Genomic DNA, 18,926 nt, shown 5'->3' on the forward strand with positions numbered 1-18,926 from the left:
CGTACCAGGAACCCGGACACGGCGTCCAGGCCGAGCCGCTGCGCGGTCGCTACGCGAGCCAGGACACCGCGCCCGGAACCCTGGTACGGCGGAGCTGTCCGACCGAGGAGGGAACCCCGCCTGGGCCCGTTGTGGCCGGGCCCGGCCGGGCGGGTGCGGGCCGTGGGGTGTGAGAAAAGGCCAGTTCAGAGCCCATATGCGGGTTGACCCAACCCCTAGAACGTGGTTTAATTAGTGATGTCGGAAGGGGAGGGCGACCCCCGACCGGCAGACGGCAGGCCGACCGGCCGCCGACAACCTCTCTCACCAGGAGAACGAACGTGAGCACCACGAAGGCACCCGCGAAGCTCGAAACCATCCGCGCCCTTCTCGCCAAGGCGGAGGACCCCCGCACGCCGGAGTCGGAGGCGGAGTTGGCTCGGAAGCGGGCGTTCGAGATGATGGCGAAGTACGGCGTCGAACAGGCGATGCTCAACGACGCCAACCCGGCCGGCGGCGCCCCGACGGACCGCAAGATCGTTCTGGATAGCCCGTGGGCGATGGAGCGGGTCTGCCTCATCAACCGTATTGCTCTCGCCCTCGGCTGCGAGCTGATCCACCTTGGCCGAGACGGCAGCGGCCCGGCGCGCCGGGTGCACATCTTCGGGTATGCGAGCGACCTTCAGCGTGTGGAACTGCTCTACACCTCCCTTCTCCTTCAGATGAACAGCGGACTGGCCGCTCAGTCGGTCCCGCCGGGTCAGGGTGCGCGTGCCTGGCGTCGGTCCTGGCTCCTCGGCTTCATCAACCGGGTGGGCGACCGAATCGAGGAGGCCGAGCGCGGCGCACGCGAAGAGGCCAGGGGCGAGACCACCGTCACCGGCCGCAGCGCGGCCCTCGTGCTCGCGGACCGCAAGGCCGTCGTCTCGCGCAGCTACCGGCAGGCGTACCCGCGTGCACGGAAGGGTGGCACCACCACCATGACCGGCAACGGGTACGGAGCCGGATGGATGGCGGGCAGCCGTGCCGACATCGGCGGTAAGTGGATCGGCCGCACCACGGCCGGGTCCATAGCCGCGTAACCCCGTCAAGGCCGGGGGGTGGCCATCCGCCGCCCCCCGGCCGTCGAGCCCGCGACCTACCCCAGGAGGCATGACCGTGCCCGCTCGAAAGCCACCGGCCACCCCCGCCCGCATCCTCACCGCCGCCGCCGACCACATCGAACGCGTCGGCCTCTACCAGGGTGACGACCTTTGGCAGCCCGGCCGGATGGGTGGCGCCGCCCCGTGCACCGTGCTGCACGCGTGGGAACGCGGCGTGCGCTCCGTCCGGCCCCGCTGGTCCGTACGCGGTGAACCGTGGGACATCTTCCAACGCGCCCTGTTCGACTCCCTTGTGGTGCTCAGCAACCACATCAACGGCCGCCCTGTGTCCGGCGTCCGGTGGCGAAAGCTGAAGCTCACCGAGGACGCCTACCGGCGCACCCTCCTCTGGTGTTGGGGAGGCGAGCCCGAGCGGACCACCGCCGAGGCCGCCGCGATGATCCGCGCCACCGCCGCCCTGCACCCGAGTGGCGGCGATCACGGCATCTCCGGTTGCCCCACTCTTGAGAACATGGTTTAATTAATGGTGTCGGAAGGGGGAGGGCAACCCCCCGACCGGCACCGGGCCGAACGGCCCGACGAACTCTCACCAGGAAGAGAAGGAACGATGACGAACACCAAGACCCAGGCCGGCGTCCAGACTGCCCCCGCCCCGTGGCCGACCCTCACGGTCTCCGAACTCGCCGCGCACCCCGGCAACGTCCGCGACGTCGAGGCCCCGGCCGATCTGCTGGTCGACGTGAAGGACAATGGCGTCGTGGAGCCGCTGTACGTCGTGCGCACCCACGGCGACGTGCCGCAGGTGATCGACGGATTCCAGCGGCTGGCCGCCGCCGTCGCCGCAGGGCTGGAGACCGTGCCGGTCACGCCCCGCCCCGTCATCCGAATTGACGCGCTCACCCCGCACCCGAAGAACGCCCGTGAAGATCTCGACCTCAACGCGCCGTTCGTGGACTCGCTCCGCACCGAGGGGTGCCGCATCCCCGTCAAGGTCCAGCGGCTCGACGGCGGAGTCCTCCAGGTCAACGACGGAAACCGCCGCTACCACGCAGCGACGGACGCGGGTCTCACCCACCTGCCGTACGAGTGGGAGGACGACGACCGCGACGCGGCCGGGCAGTTCCTCGACATGATCACGACCGCTCAGCACCGTAAGAGCCTCAGCCTGTCCGAGATGAACCAGGCCATGTTCAGCGCCGCCAAGGCGGGCGCGCAGGTCGGTCGCATCGCCAAGGCCGCAGGCGTGCGGCAGAAGGACGTCAAGACGCTGGTCAAGGTCAGGTCTGACGAGAAGCTGAGCGCCGCCGTCAGCGGCGCGGGCAGCTACGAGTGGACTTTTGAGCACCTGGCCGCGCTTTCGGAGTTCGCCGACGACGCCGAAGCACTCGCCGCGATCACCGAGGCCGCCGCCGAGGACGACGCCGACGAGGGAGACGTTGACTGGGCCATCGCCATCGAGCGGACCAAGCGCGACAAGCGGAACAAGGCGGAGGCGCACCGCGCTGAGCTGGAGACGGCCGGGCAGAAGATCAGGGACGCCGAGGAACTGTCCGAGCGGGCTATGCCCGTGTGGCGACTGCGCGGCATCAGCACCGAGGAGCACGCCGAGTGCAAGGGGCTTGTCTGGGTGTTCGATGAGCGGCGGGGGGACCGGTACGAGCCTTACTGCTCCGCCCCCGGCCTGTACGGGCACACGGTGCCCGAGGGTGCCAGCGCCAGCGGCGGCACGATGACCGCCGCCGACAAGGAGGCCGAGCGCGCCGCCCGCGCCGCCGTCAAGAAGGGGAACATCGACTGGGACGCGGCCGAGGCCCTGCGCCGGAAGTGGATCACGGACCTGATCAAGCGGCGCAACCTCCCGAAGAACACCACCAACACCCTGATCGGGCACGTCAATAACGCTCTGCTGAACGGCAGTTGGGGAATCTCTGACGATCTGAACAAGGAGGGCACCACCGAGATCCTGGCCGGGTTCCTGGGGCTGAACGCCGAGCAGGCCAAGGACCGGGGCAGCTTCGCCGGGCACGTCGCCAAGGACCCACGCCGGGCCCCTCAGCTCCAGTTCGCCGCCATCGCCGCCGTCCGGGAGAAGTGCGCGAACCGGTCGGCATGGCGGACGGACAGCCAGCACGCCCCGTGGACGCGGAAGCCCACCGGCCGGTGGTTCCAGGTGCTCGCGTCCCTCGGGTACCCGCTCACGCCCATTGAGCAGTCGGTCGTGGACGAGGAGCCCTACGACCCGTCGAAGAAGAAGCCCCGCGCCGCGATTACGTCCGGCAGCGAGCCGGAGACCGAGCGGGAGCCCGGCACCGACGAGGAGGCGAGCGAGCCGGAGGTCGAGGAGGGCGACGACCCTGCCAGCGACGACGAAGCCGCCGCCTAACCACCTCAGCCGCCCGACGCCGGGGGCGGAAACCGCCCGCCCCCGGCACCCCAGGAGCTCCACAGTGACCCGTACAGCCCTGTTTGAGACCCACGCCGACGACCACGGTTGCGGATGCGTCCCCGCTCCCGCCGAGCCCGACCCCAGCACCACCGCCGACATCATGCAGGCCCGCGCCATCGCGTCCGGTCTCGCGGAGTTCGGCATCGGGGCCGCCCGCTGGTCTGCCGTCTACGACCACGAGGCCGCCGCCGTTGTCCTGCGCGTGGACACCCCGCGCGGACTGTACGCGCTCGCCATCCCGTCCCCCGGCCAGCCGTTCCCCGTCCACCACCGGGGCGAACGCATCGGCGCGCTGGACTGCCGCCGCATGTACGGCACCGCCGACAGCTACACCGCCGCCCTGTTCGCCGCGTTCCTGCGCGACCGCGCCGCACTCGACATCCCCGGTCGGGATGCTTGCCCCACCCCCCAAAACATGGTTTAATTAGTGGTGTCGGAGGGGGAGGGCACCACCCCCTCCGACACCACGGGCCGCCATCCGGCCCGACCGGCCGCACGCGGAGGGCAACCCGCCCGGCCGGGCCCTCGATTCCTCTCTTACCAGCAGGAGCACTCACGATGACCAGCGCAGCCATGCGGTTTTCCATCCCCGCCACGGCCCAGTCCCGCGTCCGTCAGCTTGTCGAGGTCACCAACGCCCGCGCCGCTGTCCACCACCTCACCGCTTACACGCTCGACATCTCCGCGCCGTTCCTGGCCGACTACCACGACACTGACGGCCGCCTGATCGGCCAGCGCCCCACGGTCACCGTGACGATCTCCGGTGACATCCCCCGTCACCACGGCTGGACCGTCATCGCCCGCCTGGACCACGACGAGGAGGGCGAGACGATCACCAGCCTGTTCCCCGGTCTGCCCGAGCAGGACGCTGAGGCCGCACGCCAGTACCGCGCCATCGAGAACTTCTGCCACGGGTGCGCCGTCGCCCGCCACCGCACCGCCACCTATCTCGCCCGCCACGAGAACGGCGAGATGCGCCAGTTGGGCACCACGTGCGTGGAGCCGTACACCGGTCTGCCGATCAAGGGCCTTGAGGCCCTGTGGAGGTTCGGCACGTTGAAGGACTCCGATTGGGACGGCGAAGAGGGCGGCATTCCGGCCGATCTCCGCGTCCCGGTGATCGAGGTCCTGCGGGTGACCGCCGCGATCGTGAAGACCGAAGGCCGCTTCTACAGCCGGTCCGAGCAGTGGAAGAACACCCAGCCGACCGCCGACGGCGTCGAGGCGTATTTCTTCGACCGCAAGGCCCCGATGGAGTGGCGGGCCGACGTCGACGGCGACCCCGACGCGCCGACCACCGCCGCCGACGTTCGGGCATGGGCCGTCCAGGGATACGGCAGCCTTTCCGACTACCGCCACAAGGTGGGCCAGTTGGCGAAGGGCGAGACCGTCGACCCGCGCCACCTGCCGACGCTCGTGTCTGCCATCGCGGGTTGGTACCGCGACCAGGAGAAGGAGGCCACCGAGCAGGCTGCCCAGAACAGCAAGCCGCAGGGCTCCGTGGGCGAGCGCATCACCACGAACGCCACCGTCACCACCGTGATCGAGCTGGAGGGCCGGACGTACGGCTACCACACCCAGCGCCGCCGACTGCTGAAGTTCCAGGACGGCGACGGGAACGTGTTCGTCTGGTTCAGCAGCGCCGCCGATGTCCCCGAGCAGGGCGACGAGGTCGAGCTGACCGGCACGGTCAAGGACCACAGCATCTACGGCGAGACCGCACAGACGGTGCTCACCCGGTGCCGCGTCGCCGCACGCGAACCGGTCGCCGCGTAGCAGGTCCGGCCGGGCGGGAGCCACCGTCCGGCCGGACCCCGGCCGCCGGGCCGTGGGGGGGGGGGGGGGGGGGGGGCGCCCCCCCCCCCCCCACCCCCCCCCCCCCCCCGGGGGCCCCGCGCGCCCCCCCCCCGGGGGGGCGCGGCTCGGGGGCGGCGGGGGGGCGGCCCCCGGCGGGCGCCCCCCGCCCCCCCCGGGGGGGGGGGGGGGGGGGCGGCCCCCCCCCCCCCCCCACGCTCCGCCCACCGCCGTCCGGGCCCGCCCGCGTCGGCGGCCGGCCCCGTTCACCGGCCCCCGTACGTACGAAGGGCGTCCCTCTGGGACGGCTCAGTCTGGCCCGGCTCGCAGCCGGGCCGAAGTGTCCGGGCCGCGGGCGGCCCTCCCACTCCGTCCGTACGCCGGGCCGAAGGGCGTGCCCTGCGGGCACGACGGCAATCCGTCGCGCTCCGCGCGACCACGGGCGGCATCCGTATGAGCAGGCCACGGCACGCTGCCGACTCCCCCTGAGACTCCCGAGGAACACTCCATGTCCGAGAACGCTTGCGCCGTCCGTCCCCGGGCCGTCACGGCGGGAGACCCGTCTCCGCAGACGTGCATCCAGGTCGCCAGGCAGGCCGCGACCCTCGCTGTCACCGCCGCCGACGACGCCATGACCGCCGTGTGCCACAGCCGATCGGGCGCCGCCGCCCGCATGGAGGCGGCCATGCACGCCGCCCACAAGGAAGCCGTCGAGGCCGAGGGGCACGCCGACCGCGCGGAGCAGTACGCCGACGACCCCGTGATGTCGACCGGCGCCCCGTTGTACTGCGCCCGCCAGGCCGTCGACCACGCCGTGCGTGCTCAGTCGGCTGCCGGGGTCGAGACGACGGCCGCCGACCTGTGGGCCGAGCTGGAGCGGAAGCTGACGGCGGCCGAGTACGCCGAGCAGGAGCGCGCCCGCCGTCAGCGAGAGGCAGAGGAGGAGGCCGAGCAGCGAGCGGCCACCGGCATGGACCTGGAGAACCGGGACCGCGTGGGGAGGAACCGGTATCTCGCCCAAGGGCAGGTTGCCGAACTCGGCTGGACGGCGGGACACGTCCGTGTGATGGAGGCCGCCGAGTCCAGCCGTCTGTACTGGCGGGGCGGACAAGCCCGGCAGGCAGCACGGCACGGCGTTTGGGAAGGCGGCCGGCGGATCAGCCGCGAACGGACGCAGGCCCTGTTCGCCGCCCGATTCCTCGTCGCCGTCCGCCAGGACGACGGCACCCGCGCCCTGATCCCCAGCCCGATGGGCCAGGTCGCCCTAGAACTCGCGCGACTCCACCCGGCGGGTCTGTACTGCGCCGACCGGGAAGCCTACGAGGCGCGGTTCGCCAGAGTCCGGCGACGCCACAAGCGCCGCGACGACCAGAAGGCCGCCGCCCGCCTACTCCCGCCGCTCGACTTCAGCGCATGGAAGCTCTACCGGAGGCCGGTCACGCTAACCGAACAGAATGAGCAGTACGAACGCGACGAGCGCGAAGCCGCCGACCGATGGGAAGACGAAGGCGGCTACTGCCCCGCGGTGAAGGTGCCGAACGTGGCAGGTACCCCGGCCGAGCAGCCCTCGACCCCGACAAGGTCATGGTGGAGCGGGAGGTCCGTCGTGCAGTCCACCTTGTGGTGAACGGGGTGCCGGCGAGGGCGAAAGGCTGCCTCCGGCGGGTCCTCCTCGGAGGGGGTGGGGGCTGGTTGGTCGGGTGCGGGAGCGTTGTGGTGCCGGTGAAGGCGGGGTTCCCTCCTCGGCCGGACACCCCAAGGGGCGTACCAGGAACCCGGACACGGCGTCCAGGCCGAGCCGCTGCGCGGTCGCTACGCGAGCCAGGACACCGCGCCCGGAACCCTGGTACGGCGGAGCCGTACCACCGCCCTGCGGAAGGGACGTGAACCTCGGCAACAACGGAGCGGTCAGCTCCCACAGTTCGTCCGGCACCAGCTGACGCGACAGATCAGCACCCACAGTCCAGCATCATGCCGCATCAGCGAACGACCACGTGAGACGTCCTCTGAACCTGTTTTATCCTGCGCTGGAGGGTGAAACAGGTTTACTGCGAGTTCCAGATGTCGGCCTTGCTTGCTTCGACAAGGCTCCGCGCATGGCTGGTCAGAATGCTGCATGCTTTTGCCGGGCGAGCTCGCCTAGGACCCTCGTCAGCTCTTTCCTGGTACGGCCGTACGTCTTGACGCGGTGGCAATTGGGGCATAACGCCACCATGTTCCACGGAAGATCAGGGCCACCGTCCTCAAGGGCATGGACGTGGTCCACTTCCAGAATTGCGCTGCCGTCGTCCTTTACATCGGCTGGCTGCCCCGCGCACCCAGGGTTCTCGCACAGCCCGCCGCAGCGCACAAGGACGGCGTCCCTTGACTGTTCAATCCGGGCCCGCTTGGAGGAGCTCTTGCGTCGAATCCCGCGCATCGTTGGCTCACGCTGCTCGGCAATGGCGACTAGGCGTCGGTACTCCGAGCGGCTGTCACGGTGCCGTTGCTCGTGGACGACGGCCGGGCTCGGGGGGAGCACCTCCAAAGTCTCCTCGACCTGAACCAGCTTCCCGGCCTCGCATTTCCTGTGTCGAAACTGGCCAGGCTGAAGTCCGTCCTGCCCGCATACGGGGCAGACCCTGCCGTCAGGGTGATTCAGGAGGTGGTTCTTCGCTGTCGAGGCACTCACTACTCCTACCGCGGCGGGAGTGGTGCGCTCCCCCGTAATCTCGACAGATGTGACCAACAGAGAGCCGCTGAAGGCCTTCTGCTCAGCTCGGAGGACTAGGAGAGCAGCCTTCTCCTTCTCCTCGGGGTTCGTCAGATCCTTCTGCGCCATCTGAAGCGCCTGGACGCTGCCGGTGAGCCGACGGTCCGCCGCCTGGAACCGATGTTGGGCCTCCCGGTGTCGCTGTTCCGCGATCTGGAGCTGTTTCAGCGCGGCGGCATGCCGCTTGGAATTCAGTTGGGCCTTCTCGGTCGCCTGCCGCGCCGCGTCGAGCCTCTGCTGATCCAGGGTGACTGCTTGGCTGTCGCTGAACCGCTGTTGGCGGGCGCGGCTGAATGCGGTGAGAGCGGGCTCAAACCGCTTCCACGCGGCCGAGACTCCAAAGACTGCGGGTGAGGGCGTATCGGGGCGCGGGGCACTCAGCCGGACAGGCGGCTGCGGCTTGACACCTCGGCGAGTACGTCGGCGAGCAGACGGCAGCGCAGGCGGCAGGTTGGGAGGTTGGAACAGCGGGGTGAGGGACGCCTTCGGGGTCTCCGGAGGTTGCGGCAACATCATCCTTTGTGCCGGTGGAAGCCGGGCTGGCCCGCCTTGTTTCGTCGGCGGCGAACCCAATGCTGTCCCGTCAGACGCTACTCTCGGTCGCCTTGATCAAAATGTTATCTCCCGTCTGGCTAACGCTCTTTCGTGACGGTCCGCCGACGGAGCCGGTGGACCGTTTCGCGTTCTGCGCCTTACCTTGATCTTTATCTACCAAGATCTTCCAGGCTTGCCGATGGCCTTGAGGGTCTCGGGGCGTTTGAGGGTCTTGCCGACGTCGTAGCGGGGTGCCCTGTGCTTGTTCTTGGTGCCGGGTGGTCTTCCGGGACCGGCGCCACGAGGTTGGGGAACACGAGCGGGACATAGCAAGTGTGCGCGGATGTTCCTGAACCCCCGGCGGACCCGGGCCGGAGTGAGCCGGCCGGAGAGTGTGGGTTTCTCCCAGGGTCTGCGGAGGTCCGCGGCGAGGGGCCGGGCGAGCCTGAGCTGGGTGTGAGCGACGATCAGGATCCAGGTCCAGAGGTCTGCCGCCTCCGGGGTGCGGAGTTTCGGGGTGGTCCATCCGAGGGTCTGTTTCGCGAAGCGGAAGGTGTGCTCCAGATCGAAGCGGCGGAGATATGCCTGCCAGAATCGGTCCACGTCGTCCGGGGTGGCGCTGGTCTTCGAGGACCACAACCACACGGGTGGAGCATCCCGGTCCTTCGACAGATGCTGGTCATGTCCCGTGACGTGGTGTAGGAGATCACTCAGTTGTGTCGGGCAGGAGGGTGGTGCTGTCCGGATAGAGGCTGTCCATGCTCTCGGTGGAGAGGTAGCGGCGGGGGAAGGCGATCCACTCGTCGTGGAGTTCGGCGAGGACGGCGGTGGCGAGCCGGTTGACGGCTGCGGTGTTCGGGAAGACCTGGACGACGTCGGAGCGACGTTTGATCTCCCGGTTCAGACGTTCCAGCGGGTTGGTCGACTGGATCTTCTTCCAGTGCTGGTGAGGGAAGTCCGCGAAGGCCGTCAGGTCCTCCTTCGCGCCGAGGAGCATTTCTCTGACCTTGGGGAACTGTTCGCCGAGCATGTCGGCGACGGTGTCGAGGTGGGTGCGGACGGTTTCGGCGGTGGGCTGGGCGAAGAGGGTGCGGATCGTCGCGGCGACCATCTCGGCCGCTCCTTTGGGGATCGCGGAGAAGACGTTGCGGACGAAGTGGACCCGGCAGCGCTGCCAGGCGGCGCCGAGCATGACCTTGCGGATGGCTTTGACCAGGCCGCTGTGGCTGTCGGAGATGACCAGGCGGACCCCGCTCAGGCCGCGGTCGCGCAACGAGCGCAGGAACGTGGCCCAGAAAGCCTCGGTCTCGCTGTCGCCGACCATGACACCCAGGACCTCGCGGCCACCGTCCTCGGTGACACCGGTCGCGATGAGCACGGCCTGGGAGACGATCCGGTGGTCCACGCGGGCCTTGACGTAAGTGGCGTCGAGATACACGTAAGGGAAGCGGGTGTGATCCAGCGGGCGGGAGCGGAACGCGTCGAGATCGCCGCAGATCCTCGAGACCTCGCTCTTCGATATGCCGGTGTCCGAACCGAGCGCCTTGACCAGGTCGTCGACGCTGCGGGTGGAGACGCCATGGACGTAGGCCTCCATGACGACGGCGTAGAGGGCCTGGTCGATGCGGCGCCTGCGTTGCAGCAGGCTCGGGAAGAAGCTACCGGCCCGCAGTTTCGGGATCGCGAGCTCCAGGTCGCCGGCCTGTGTGGTCACCGTCTTGTCCCGGTGGCCGTTGCGGTAGCCGGTCCGCGTGGCCGTCTGCTCGTTCCACTCGGCGCCGATCTGCGCGGTCGCCTCGGCCTCGATCAGCTCCTGCAACAGCCTCTCGGCGACTTCCCGCACGAGTTCAAGACCATCTGCCGAACGCAGTGACTCCAGCAGGCGAAGTAGGTCATGCTGGGACAAGGCCACCGTGTACCCCCTTGGGTCGAACTGCCCGTTCACTCAGGACAGTTACACGGTGGCCGCCTTCGTGTTCAGGGAGCACACACAGGCAATCGACGCATCCGACGGCTCGGAACAGGCGCACATCCACGCCAAGATCAGCTACACCACTCGGCGGGACACCATCCAGATGCTCGACCTTCAACCGCAGCAACGTCCCTTCGACTACCGGTAGTTCACCGTCGTGGTCAAGTCAGGAGGAGCGGTGGGTGAGTCGGGGGTGGACCCGGTCCCACGCCTGGGTCTCGGCCTTGCCGTAGTTGGTGGTGTCGGTGACGGTGGTGATCGCGGGCTCGGGCCAGGTCTCCGGCTTGGTGAAGCGGAACTCCGGACCGTGCTTGGGCGGCCGGCCGTTGACGCCGTGCACCCTCGGTGGTTTCGGCAGACGCATCACACGGTCGGACCGGACCCGGCCGACCATCTCGACCGGCAGGTCACGCAGGACCCAGGCAAGGCGGGTGACGTCGTAGCCAGCATCGCTGACGATCACGATATGCGGGTCCCCGGCCTGCCACTGGCCAGCGGCGATGAGTCGCTCGATGACACCCCGGAGCTGGGCGGCGGTGACCGCGGTCGCGTCGTCAACCGGTCCCAGCCGGACCGCGTCCAGGATCGCGGTCCAGGACGTGGCGCCCGGCTCCAGAACGGCCACGAAGGAGTAGGGCCAGCCCGGGATGAACTGCGACGCAGTCTTTGCCCGGCCGTAGACGTGGCAGAACAGGCGCTCCGCCGAGCACGGCGCGTCCGAGCGAAGCCACGGCGACACATCGACGGCCAAGACCAGGCGCCCGCCGTGGAAACGCGGCAGCGACAGCCCGGCCAACAGCGTCCGCAGCCGATCGACGTCGATCCGACCGTGGTTGAGACCGCCGTATATCGCGCCGTGCCCGCGTCGATGTTCGGGCAACAGCGTCAGGTCCACCGGGGACTTCACCGCACCGTCCGCGCACAGCACCGCGTCCGTCAGCTCGAACACCTCGTCGCGCCGGGCGGTCAGACACTCATAGAACTCTCCTCGGAAGCGTGACGCTTCCGCGAACGCTTCCCTCCGCACAACATCAGGCAGCAGACTCACCCTCACGGCCTTCGTCTTGGTCACGTGCACCTTGGTCGGAGCACATGATCAGACGAAGGCCGCCCCCACGTCCGGTAAATCCCCAGGCGAGCGACCCAGTACGAGACGCCGTTCGAGGCAGGAAGAAAAAGAACAAGCTTAGTGGGTTGCCGATCATCCATGGAACATGGTTTAATTAATGGTGCCGGAAGGGGGAGGGCAACCCCCCGACCGACACCGTCGCCGGGGCCGACCGGCCCCGGCGGAATCTCTCACCAGACAGGACACGACATGCTCACCACCGACAAGAAGCCCACCGTCCGGGACTTCCCCACCGCGACGCTCGTGATCGGCGGCCCCTGGTTCCGGGGCCACCAGCTCGACACCCGCCCCGCCGTCGTCGTCGGCCCGTTCGGCGGGCCGGAGTTCGCGGACGAGGCCACCATGTCCGTGATCTGGTTCTTCACCCTCGGTGCCCCGCAGCCGGGTGACAGCGTCCAGGCGATGTTCCCGCACGAGCTGACCCCGTTGGACGACACGCTGACCACGATGCACCAGGACACGTTCCGCGACATCGTCCGCAGCCTTCGCCGGGGACGGTTCGCCTACGACGACGGGGACGCGCTCCGCGCCGCCGTCCGCCAGGCATGGCGCGAGCGGGCCGGACTGGCCGACGCAGACCCGGCCGCCCGGCACACGCTCCACCGCAGCTGACCAAGGCCCCGCCGGTCCGGGGGAGGGCAACCCTCCGGACCGGCAGGCCCCCCAGCACCCCAGCGGACACCCCTTCGGGGCGGCAGGACAGGTCCGGTGCGTTCACCGCCGCCGGCCGACTCCGCCGACCGACGACGGGCACCGGACCGCAGCGGACGCGCCCCGCGGGGGCGCGGCAGCCCCTGTCGTCGCGCAGGCGCGACGACCCGCGAGCCGATCGTCCCTCACGGCCCGCGCCGGTGGTGCAGCGCCGCTGCCAACGCACGGTCCGCCCTGCGGGCGGACCAAACTCTCACCAGGAAAAGCCAGTTCAGTGACTATTGAGATCACCCACACCCGCCGAGAAGGAACCCTGATCGAGGGCACGAGCCGTGGCGACGGATCGGCCGAGATCCTGCGACTTCGCGAGTACGGCCGGACCCAGCGCCAGCCCTTCCGCTGGAGCAGGAACCTTGACTGCTGGTACCTCCCGCACAGCCGTGACCACGCCACCTACGCCCCCTCGCTCGAACTCCTCGCGCAGCGACTCCGAGACGCGGGCTTCGAGGTCACGTTGACCATCGACAACGCCGACCGCCGATCGTTCTCCGACGCCGAGAAGGAGCGGGAGGAGAAAGCCGAAGGCCGGGCGGAGAGGTTCGGCGGATACGCCGCCAGCGCCGCCCGGAATTCCGAGGCCGCGTGGAAGTCGAGCCACGAGGTATCCGAGCGGTTCGCCTTCGGTCAGCCCATCCTCGTCGGACACCACTCCGAGGGCCGCGCCCGCCGTGATCACGCGCGGATGGACAACGCGATGCGCAAGAGCATCGGCGAGCGTGACCGTGCTGACCACTGGACCGGCCGGGCACAGGCCGCCGCGAACTACGAGCGCTTCAAGAAGGACCCCGGCCGCACGCTCCGCCGTCTCGACAAGCTACGGGCCGACCTCCGCGCGGTCGAGAAGTGGCAGCGTGGCGAGTCCGCCAAGGGGTTTTCCCGGAGTCCGGCAGACCCCGAGCTGGAGACCGAGCGCCAAGAGCTGACGGAAGAGATCCAGCACTGGGAGCAGGTCATCAAGGACGCCGAGGCCGAGGGTTTCAAGATGTGGTCGAAGGCCGACTTCACGCGCGGTGACTTTGTTCTCTACCGAGGCACCTGGTACGAGGTCCTGCGGGTCAACCCGAAGTCAGTGACGATCCCGCACATTCACAACGGCGTCGGTCAGCACGTCGTTCGTGCGGCGGACAATCGTCACGACGGCTGGACCTGGACCGCTCCCTACGACGACGTGTCCGGGCGCAAGAGCGCCGACGAGATGCAGCCGTCGACTCGGGCCGAGGCCTCCGAGCACCAGGAGCAGGCCCAGCAGGCCCCGCCGATCAAGGAGCCGGTACCGGCGGCTGAGACGTGCCCTACCAGTCACCCCAGCCCATGGGGCGCGAAAGCGCGCCGCTGGGCTCTCTGTCAACACTCCCCTGAAGGGAGGTTGACCCCGGCGACGGCCCCCGCTGAAAGGGCAAACGGGCAGGAGGGCATGGCACTGGTGCTCATCACCTCGAAGAACTCTCGCCGCTCCCGCAAGCGCGCCTTGTGGGCGATGACCCGCCGCGAGGCACAGGCCGTATGCGGCGACCCCCGCACCTCCGGCCGCTCCTACATGCTCACCTGGACCGACCGGCCCGGCACCGAAGGCGCCGACTGGGAATGGGTCCCGGACAACGGCAGCCACGCCCCGGTCCTAGACGAGCTGGGCATCACTCCGCGCCGTGAATGGACCGCCGCCCCGCAGGCCCCGGCCGAGGCCGCGTAACCAAGCCCCCAGCCGTCCCCCGGCGGCCGAGCACGCCGGGGGACGGGCCCCTCTCTCACCAGAACAGGGCACCACCATGACCACGCAACTCCTTGAACGACCCGCGACCATCACCGTCCCCGACACCGAAGCGGGCAGGCTCATCGTCCCCGCGACCGATGGCAGCACCACCGTCCCGACGTACCGCGTCGGCGCCCCGACATCCAGTGCCGATACCCCGTGATCGTTGGCGAAGACCAGGTCATCGGCCGCGCTTACAGGTGGCACCGGGATTGGCTCGTCCTCACCACCGAGGGCGAACGCAACCTCCGCCGCCCGCCCAAGGGGACCCCCGGCACCGATATGGCCGCCGCCCATCTCGCGGAGGAGTACGTCGCCGGTCGGATCGGCGCCGTCCCCCTGGACCAGGTGCTCGCCGAGGCCCCCACGCCGTTGTGCGGGCCGGTGCCTCTCCTGCACCCGCGGATGCCGGTCAACGATCGCAACATCGAGGGCGCGCAGATCGCGTTCGCGGGACTCCTGTCCCACCACTGGCGGGCCGTGCTCACCGGGTTCCCCGGCAGCGATAACCACTGGTTCCTCAGCTGCGAATTTTGCGACTGGCAAGGCCCGAAGTTCTGGAGCCACTTGCGCGGACGCAACGGAGAGCCGCCGAGCGCGCGCCGTTACAAGGGCGGGTGCATCGGAGAGGAAAAGGTCCGCCGACTGATCCCCGCCTACCACTAGCAGCCGACCGAGGGGCGGCGGCAGCGCGCCGCCGCCCCCGCTCTCCCGAAGGACAGCACCGTGCCGACCCACCACACCCCCGAAAGCATCGTCATCGCCGACACCCCGGCCGCGATCCTGGAATGGGCCGCCCGCCACATCGAACACGTCGGCATCCACCAGGGCACACGCCTGTTCGCCGGTCCCGGTCGTACGGCCACGTTGCTGTGCTGGCCGCGCGGCGCCCTCGAAGTCGCCGCCGGCCACGGGCGGGGAACCGTCGGCCGGACGTACGACTGGGACCGCATCGACCGTGCCCGTGACCAGGCGTTCGCCATCCTCGCGAAAGTCCTCACCGGTCACCCCGTCGACGCCGACGACCCGCCACCGCGAGGCCATCGACCGGTGGAGCAGCGAGCCCGGCCGTACCGCCGCCGACGCCGCCCGCGCCGAACACGCACTGTTCTAACCCCCGCCGCCCGCCAGCACCCGAGTCATCGAAGGCCCACACGATGGACGAGACGACAGAAGACCGCAGCACCACCAGGACGCCGAGCCGCCGAGGAGCCGCCACCCCCAGCCGGGACGGCGTCCACCGGCTCAGCGTCCCCCTCCACCCCCGGCTCAGCGCGACCGAGCTGATCCGCGTACTCCTCGCGGCCCCGGGGGAAACCGACCTCGCCGCCCTCGACCCAGTACAGGTCCGGTCGCTCATCGCCGACGTGCTCACCCAGCACGGCTATGACGTGCTCGACCGGTCGCCGTACTACCCGGAGCTCGACCGTCACCGGGACGCCCGCCGCGCGGTGCGCCGCGCGTACGGAACCCGGTTCCTCGACGCCCCCGACGAACAGGCCGCGCTCGCGGATCCGCTCCGCGAAGTCCTTGCTGCCGGAAGCAGGAAGCCGTGACCGCCACCGTCGCCCAGCTGATTGGAGCACGGGCACGGCAGACGTACTACTGGCGAGTGCGCAACGCGCGGACGCGCCACCGCCCGGAGAGCGCCGGGCAGGCGTGGCACATCCAGGCCGGACACCCCGGCGGCGCGTACTGCGACCTCGGCCACGAGCTGGACCCGCCCGTCCCTCACACCCCGACCCTGCTCTCCCGCAGCCGGCCGACCGGCCGCCGGAGGGACGAGCGGCAGTACCGCGGCGGGTGTCTCGCGTGCGAGTGGGAAGGCCCCGTGTACTCCGGCGACGAGTTCGGGAACGGTGGCAACGAGGCGGTGGAGGAAGCGCACGATCACTGCTTCCCCGGTTGGCGGACGCTGCTACCGATCACCAGGGTCGAGGACCGGTGGGCCGTCCCGCGGAACCGGAGCCGCTGGGCTCAGCTCATCGCCCGGTACCCGGCGGGCTGGATCGACCAGGGCGCCCCCGTCGTGGCCTGGCGCCGGTACCGCCGCGAAGCTCACGCTCCGCCGCACGCGGGACGCGCCCGCTACGAAGTCCACGTCACCCGGCCACCCAACGACCGGGGTCGACGCCCCACAGATCAGGGGGGCCCTCTTCTGATGACCGCCGTCCTCCAGATCGGGACCCCACCCGCCCGACTCAAAGGTGGTTTAATTACCCCGCCATCAGCGGAGCGGGCAACCTCCGACCGGCCGCGCGTCCCACGGGGCGCCGTACAGCCCAGACAACAGATGACGGCCAGCGCACAAGGGCAACAAGGCGCTGGCCGTCGGTGTCTCTCTCACCAGAAAGACCACACCATGCTATGTGACCGACACCCCGACTGTCCCCAGCCCGGCGACATCGCCCAGCTCACCAGGGGTAACAGCATCGGCGCCGATCCCGGCGACAGCTTCGTCATCGTCGAGGACTTCCCCCCGACCGGCCGGCACCTCGTGCTCAACCTCCCCGTCGACCACCCCGGCCGCGCAGACTGGGCCGCCGCCGTCCCCCTGGCCGACATAGCCAGCCTCGCCCGGCTCGAACCGGCGGGCAGCCGTACGTGGGCGCCGGCCCCGGACCCGGACGACATCCAGTGACCGCGCCGAGCGGTCACGACCCCGACCAAGAACAGGAGGCGACCGTGTCCCGCAAGACCGGCCGCACGCTCTACTCACGCGCGGACCTGCGCAAGGTCCACGGCATCAGCGAGCCGACGCTTCAGAACCTATGGACCGACCGGGAGAACAACGGGCACCCTCCCGTCGCGGACACCATCGACGGCGTCATGCACTGGGACGGCGACGTATGGGCGAGGTGGCACCACGAGTTGCAGCGGCAGCGCGCCGCAGCCAGCACCACCAACCCGCCGAAGCTCGATGGCGACCCTGAAGAGATGGTCGGCCCCGCCGAAGCGGCGAAGGTCTGCGGGTTCGCCGACTCCACCACCGTCTCCCACTACGTCAAGAATCCGCCCGAGGGGTGGCCGGCACCGGACGACTGGGACGAGCTTCCGACCCGGCGGCGTCCGAAGTGGAAGCGCTGGAGGTTGTGGCAGTACCTCGCTGACCGGAAGGGCCGCGGGCACGCCGGCGGACGGCCCGCTGGCCGCCGCGGTCTGGCCTACCCCTACCAGGGAGACGAGCGGCTGACCCTCGCCCGGCAGGCCATCGCGGCGAACCCCGGTGCGACGAACGCCGAGCTGATCCCGCAGCTCCAGGGCCAGACGGAGAAGACCTACTCCCGCCCGACCTGGAACAACATCATCAAGTCCGCCCGCGAGCACCCCGAGGAGTGACCCGTGTCTGAGACCCTCTGTCCGCGCTGTGGCGGCCCGCTCGGTGAACGGCCCGCACGCTCCCGGCTGACCGCCGACCGTGAGGTCTTCATCTGCACCACGTGCGGTGCCGACGAGGCACTCCGGGCAGCCAGCCATCAGCCGCCCGTGCCGTTCGGTGACTGGCCAGTGAAGTAACCGTCCTCCACGCATGAGGGCCGCCCCCTCCGGGGCGGCCCTCATCTTGTCTTCGTATGACAGGCGGTTACGCCAAAACGTCGATGCGCCCCCGGCAGGCGGCGCGGATTGCCTGAAGATCGGCAACGGCGAGCTGTTGCTTGGTCTCGTCGTGATGCGGTGCGTCGATGACCGTCATCAGCGTGCGCCCCAGCTTCGTGATGGATTCGGTCGGTAGCACGAAGGAACCAGCCAGGTGAAAGCCGGTGTCGACCCGAGTGAGGAGAGTGGCCTCCAGGAGATCCCAGGCACGCCGAGCAGCCGCCTGCTTGTCCTGCCGATCGGTATCTGTGGCGCGGCCGAGTTCTTCCAGAGATCTGATCATGTCCGTTGTCCGCAGATGCAGCGTGGTGCAGATCCTCCGTACTCGGGCGAAGACCTTCAGAGTTACGGCGGTTCCGGCCGCGCCCAGAGTGAGCGTCGCTCCCAGCAGAACCGGCCGGAACCGCTCATCATTCTGGGTGTACTGCATGAACCACAGCACGCCAATCAGCCCGCACCAGAGGGCGAGGGTCCGCACTGGCGCGGCTCTACCGAGCCGGCCTCGGAGACGTTCGATCGCGAAGTTGCTCGGCTCAACGCCGGTGCCGTATACGAACTGAAGGCACCACACCAGAAGCAGCAGCCCGGCAGCCCTTCCGCGGTCGTCCGGTGTTGAGACGAGGGCCAGCCACGCGAACAACGTCACGAGGATGACGTAGTACACCAGGGGAGCTGCGGTGAATCGGCGTTGGCTCTTCTTGGGCAGCCCCTCGTACCAGGGCTTGAGCAACCAGAGCACGGGTAGTGCGAGCGCCACGCTGACCGGGAGCTGAACCATCAGCCAGACCCTGGAGCCCGTGGCGATGGCTGCGAACATGAGCATGGGCACCGCGAAACCGAGGCCGGTGGCGATGGCGAACTGCTGGTTCTCTGTCAGTCCTCTAACCCGCGTGGGTATCCCCAGCGCGCGCAGGCGCTCCTTGACGTTGAGCACGGGTAGGGCCTTCCGGGATCTTGTGCCGTCTATCGGCACGGCGGCCTATCAACCTATGTTGCAGCGCTGACAACAGCTTCTTCACCAGGGAGCCAGGGCTAATGGTCAAGCCGTACCCGGCTCGACTTGATCGTCCCGCTCGTCGATGCGCCTTGAGGAGCACAGCCCGGGACCCTCTTTCAGAGGTAACAGTCCAACAGCCCTCAGGCTTCAGGAGTCTGACCC

18 protein-coding genes and 4 pseudogenes are annotated in these 18,926 nt (G+C 69.5%); 17 read left to right on the forward strand and 5 right to left on the reverse strand.

Annotated elements, in window-relative coordinates:
• Positions 1-320: 320 nt before the first annotated feature.
• The 6 genes from ABT025_RS32280 (at position 321) to ABT025_RS32305 (ending at position 6,949) form a co-directional block, all read left to right on the forward strand.
• Positions 321-1,061 (forward strand): DUF2786 domain-containing protein, encoded by a 741-nt coding sequence (locus tag ABT025_RS32280; RefSeq protein WP_351002180.1) that lies wholly within the window; start codon positions 321-323, stop codon positions 1,059-1,061.
• Positions 1,062-1,137: 76 nt separating this feature from the next.
• Complete coding sequence (locus ABT025_RS32285) at positions 1,138-1,602, forward strand: DUF6197 family protein (RefSeq protein WP_351002182.1); 465 nt, start codon at positions 1,138-1,140, stop codon at positions 1,600-1,602.
• Positions 1,603-1,689: 87 nt separating this feature from the next.
• Positions 1,690-3,465 (forward strand): ParB/RepB/Spo0J family partition protein, encoded by a 1,776-nt coding sequence (locus ABT025_RS32290; RefSeq protein WP_351002184.1) that lies wholly within the window; start codon positions 1,690-1,692, stop codon positions 3,463-3,465.
• Between the two features lie 64 nt (positions 3,466-3,529).
• Positions 3,530-3,952: a hypothetical protein gene (locus ABT025_RS32295; protein WP_351002186.1), complete on the forward strand. Its 423-nt coding sequence runs from the start codon at positions 3,530-3,532 to the stop codon at positions 3,950-3,952.
• A 134-nt stretch (positions 3,953-4,086) separates the two neighbouring features.
• Positions 4,087-5,304, forward strand: coding sequence for a single stranded DNA-binding domain-containing protein (locus ABT025_RS32300; RefSeq protein WP_351002188.1), 1,218 nt, complete (start codon positions 4,087-4,089; stop codon positions 5,302-5,304).
• Between the two features lie 526 nt (positions 5,305-5,830).
• A complete protein-coding gene (locus tag ABT025_RS32305) occupies positions 5,831-6,949 on the forward strand; it encodes a hypothetical protein (RefSeq protein WP_351002190.1) in 1,119 nt (372 codons plus the stop codon).
• 477 nt (positions 6,950-7,426) lie between these two features.
• Here ABT025_RS32305 and ABT025_RS32310 read toward each other — a convergent pair whose 3' ends face one another.
• The 3 genes and pseudogenes from ABT025_RS32310 to ABT025_RS32320 all read right to left on the reverse strand — a co-directional run bounded on the left by ABT025_RS32310 (position 7,427) and on the right by ABT025_RS32320 (position 10,520).
• Positions 7,427-8,143 carry an HNH endonuclease signature motif containing protein gene (locus ABT025_RS32310; protein ID WP_351002192.1) on the reverse strand — a complete coding sequence of 239 codons (717 nt, stop codon included), beginning with the start codon at positions 8,141-8,143 and terminating at the stop codon, positions 7,427-7,429.
• Between the two features lie 639 nt (positions 8,144-8,782).
• A pseudogene (locus tag ABT025_RS32315) lies at positions 8,783-9,283 on the reverse strand (NF041680 family putative transposase); the annotation flags it as partial.
• Positions 9,284-9,314: 31 nt separating this feature from the next.
• Positions 9,315-10,520, reverse strand: a complete 1,206-nt coding sequence (locus ABT025_RS32320) for an IS256 family transposase (RefSeq protein ID WP_502972078.1) — start codon at positions 10,518-10,520, stop codon at positions 9,315-9,317.
• Positions 10,521-10,569: 49 nt separating this feature from the next.
• On the opposite strand from ABT025_RS32320, the gene ABT025_RS32325 reads away from it, so the two are divergent.
• Positions 10,570-10,728, forward strand: coding sequence for a hypothetical protein (locus ABT025_RS32325; protein ID WP_351002234.1), 159 nt, complete (start codon positions 10,570-10,572; stop codon positions 10,726-10,728).
• Here ABT025_RS32325 and ABT025_RS32330 read toward each other — a convergent pair.
• Positions 10,681-11,628 (reverse strand): annotated as a pseudogene (locus ABT025_RS32330) (transposase); the annotation flags it as partial. The gene ABT025_RS32325 and the pseudogene ABT025_RS32330 overlap by 48 nt on opposite strands.
• 270 nt (positions 11,629-11,898) lie before the next feature.
• Between ABT025_RS32330 and ABT025_RS32335 the strand changes: the two are divergent.
• The 10 genes and pseudogenes from ABT025_RS32335 to ABT025_RS32385 all read left to right on the forward strand — a co-directional run bounded on the left by ABT025_RS32335 (position 11,899) and on the right by ABT025_RS32385 (position 17,686).
• The gene (locus ABT025_RS32335) at positions 11,899-12,321 is read left to right on the forward strand and encodes a DUF6409 family protein (RefSeq protein WP_351002194.1); all 423 of its coding nucleotides are present in this window, start codon (positions 11,899-11,901) and stop codon (positions 12,319-12,321) included.
• A gap of 313 nt (positions 12,322-12,634) precedes the next feature.
• Positions 12,635-14,110, forward strand: a complete 1,476-nt coding sequence (locus ABT025_RS32340; RefSeq protein ID WP_351002196.1) for a DUF3560 domain-containing protein — start codon at positions 12,635-12,637, stop codon at positions 14,108-14,110.
• Positions 14,111-14,186: 76 nt separating this feature from the next.
• Positions 14,187-14,333, forward strand: a complete 147-nt coding sequence (locus tag ABT025_RS32345; RefSeq protein ID WP_351002198.1) for a hypothetical protein — start codon at positions 14,187-14,189, stop codon at positions 14,331-14,333.
• Entirely contained in the window at positions 14,330-14,836 is a 507-nt protein-coding gene (locus ABT025_RS32350; RefSeq protein ID WP_351002200.1) for a hypothetical protein, read from the forward strand. Before ABT025_RS32345 ends, ABT025_RS32350 begins: the two co-directional genes overlap by 4 nt.
• Before the next feature lie 60 nt (positions 14,837-14,896).
• Positions 14,897-15,214, forward strand: a pseudogene (locus ABT025_RS32355) (DUF6197 family protein); the annotation flags it as partial.
• Positions 15,215-15,327: 113 nt separating this feature from the next.
• Entirely contained in the window at positions 15,328-15,726 is a 399-nt protein-coding gene (locus ABT025_RS32365) for a DUF6181 family protein (RefSeq protein WP_327436046.1), read from the forward strand.
• Positions 15,723-16,283 (forward strand): annotated as a pseudogene (locus tag ABT025_RS32370) (DUF6349 family protein); the annotation flags it as partial. The gene ABT025_RS32365 and the pseudogene ABT025_RS32370, both read left to right, overlap by 4 nt.
• A 249-nt stretch (positions 16,284-16,532) precedes the next feature.
• Positions 16,533-16,811 carry a DUF6211 family protein gene (locus ABT025_RS32375; protein ID WP_351002233.1) on the forward strand — a complete coding sequence of 93 codons (279 nt, stop codon included), beginning with the start codon at positions 16,533-16,535 and terminating at the stop codon, positions 16,809-16,811.
• 44 nt (positions 16,812-16,855) lie between these two features.
• Positions 16,856-17,509: a hypothetical protein gene (locus ABT025_RS32380; protein ID WP_351002202.1), complete on the forward strand. Its 654-nt coding sequence runs from the start codon at positions 16,856-16,858 to the stop codon at positions 17,507-17,509.
• A 3-nt stretch (positions 17,510-17,512) separates the two neighbouring features.
• Positions 17,513-17,686, forward strand: a complete 174-nt coding sequence (locus ABT025_RS32385) for a hypothetical protein (RefSeq protein WP_351002204.1) — start codon at positions 17,513-17,515, stop codon at positions 17,684-17,686.
• 67 nt (positions 17,687-17,753) lie between these two features.
• Here the strand turns inward: ABT025_RS32385 and ABT025_RS32390 are convergent, their stop codons facing one another.
• Positions 17,754-18,701, reverse strand: a complete 948-nt coding sequence (locus ABT025_RS32390; RefSeq protein WP_351002206.1) for a hypothetical protein — start codon at positions 18,699-18,701, stop codon at positions 17,754-17,756.
• Positions 18,702-18,926 lie beyond the last annotated feature (225 nt).

It is taken from the genome of Streptomyces sp. NPDC002809 (assembly GCF_040295435.1).
Taxonomy (GTDB): domain Bacteria; phylum Actinomycetota; class Actinomycetes; order Streptomycetales; family Streptomycetaceae; genus Streptomyces.

Bases quoted from the DNA above. Each gene is read 5' to 3' on its own strand.
- ABT025_RS32335 (WP_351002194.1), top strand. From the start codon at position 11,899: ATGCTCACCACCGACAAGAAGCCCACCGTCCGGGACTTCCCCACCGCG.
- ABT025_RS32310 (WP_351002192.1), bottom strand. From the start codon at position 8,143: ATGGCGCAGAAGGATCTGACGAACCCCGAGGAGAAGGAGAAGGCTGCT.
- ABT025_RS32305 (WP_351002190.1), top strand. From the start codon at position 5,831: ATGTCCGAGAACGCTTGCGCCGTCCGTCCCCGGGCCGTCACGGCGGGA.
- ABT025_RS32345 (WP_351002198.1), top strand. From the start codon at position 14,187: ATGACCACGCAACTCCTTGAACGACCCGCGACCATCACCGTCCCCGAC.
- ABT025_RS32300 (WP_351002188.1), top strand. From the start codon at position 4,087: ATGACCAGCGCAGCCATGCGGTTTTCCATCCCCGCCACGGCCCAGTCC.
- ABT025_RS32375 (WP_351002233.1), top strand. From the start codon at position 16,533: ATGCTATGTGACCGACACCCCGACTGTCCCCAGCCCGGCGACATCGCC.
- ABT025_RS32290 (WP_351002184.1), top strand. From the start codon at position 1,690: ATGACGAACACCAAGACCCAGGCCGGCGTCCAGACTGCCCCCGCCCCG.
- ABT025_RS32365 (WP_327436046.1), top strand. From the start codon at position 15,328: ATGGACGAGACGACAGAAGACCGCAGCACCACCAGGACGCCGAGCCGC.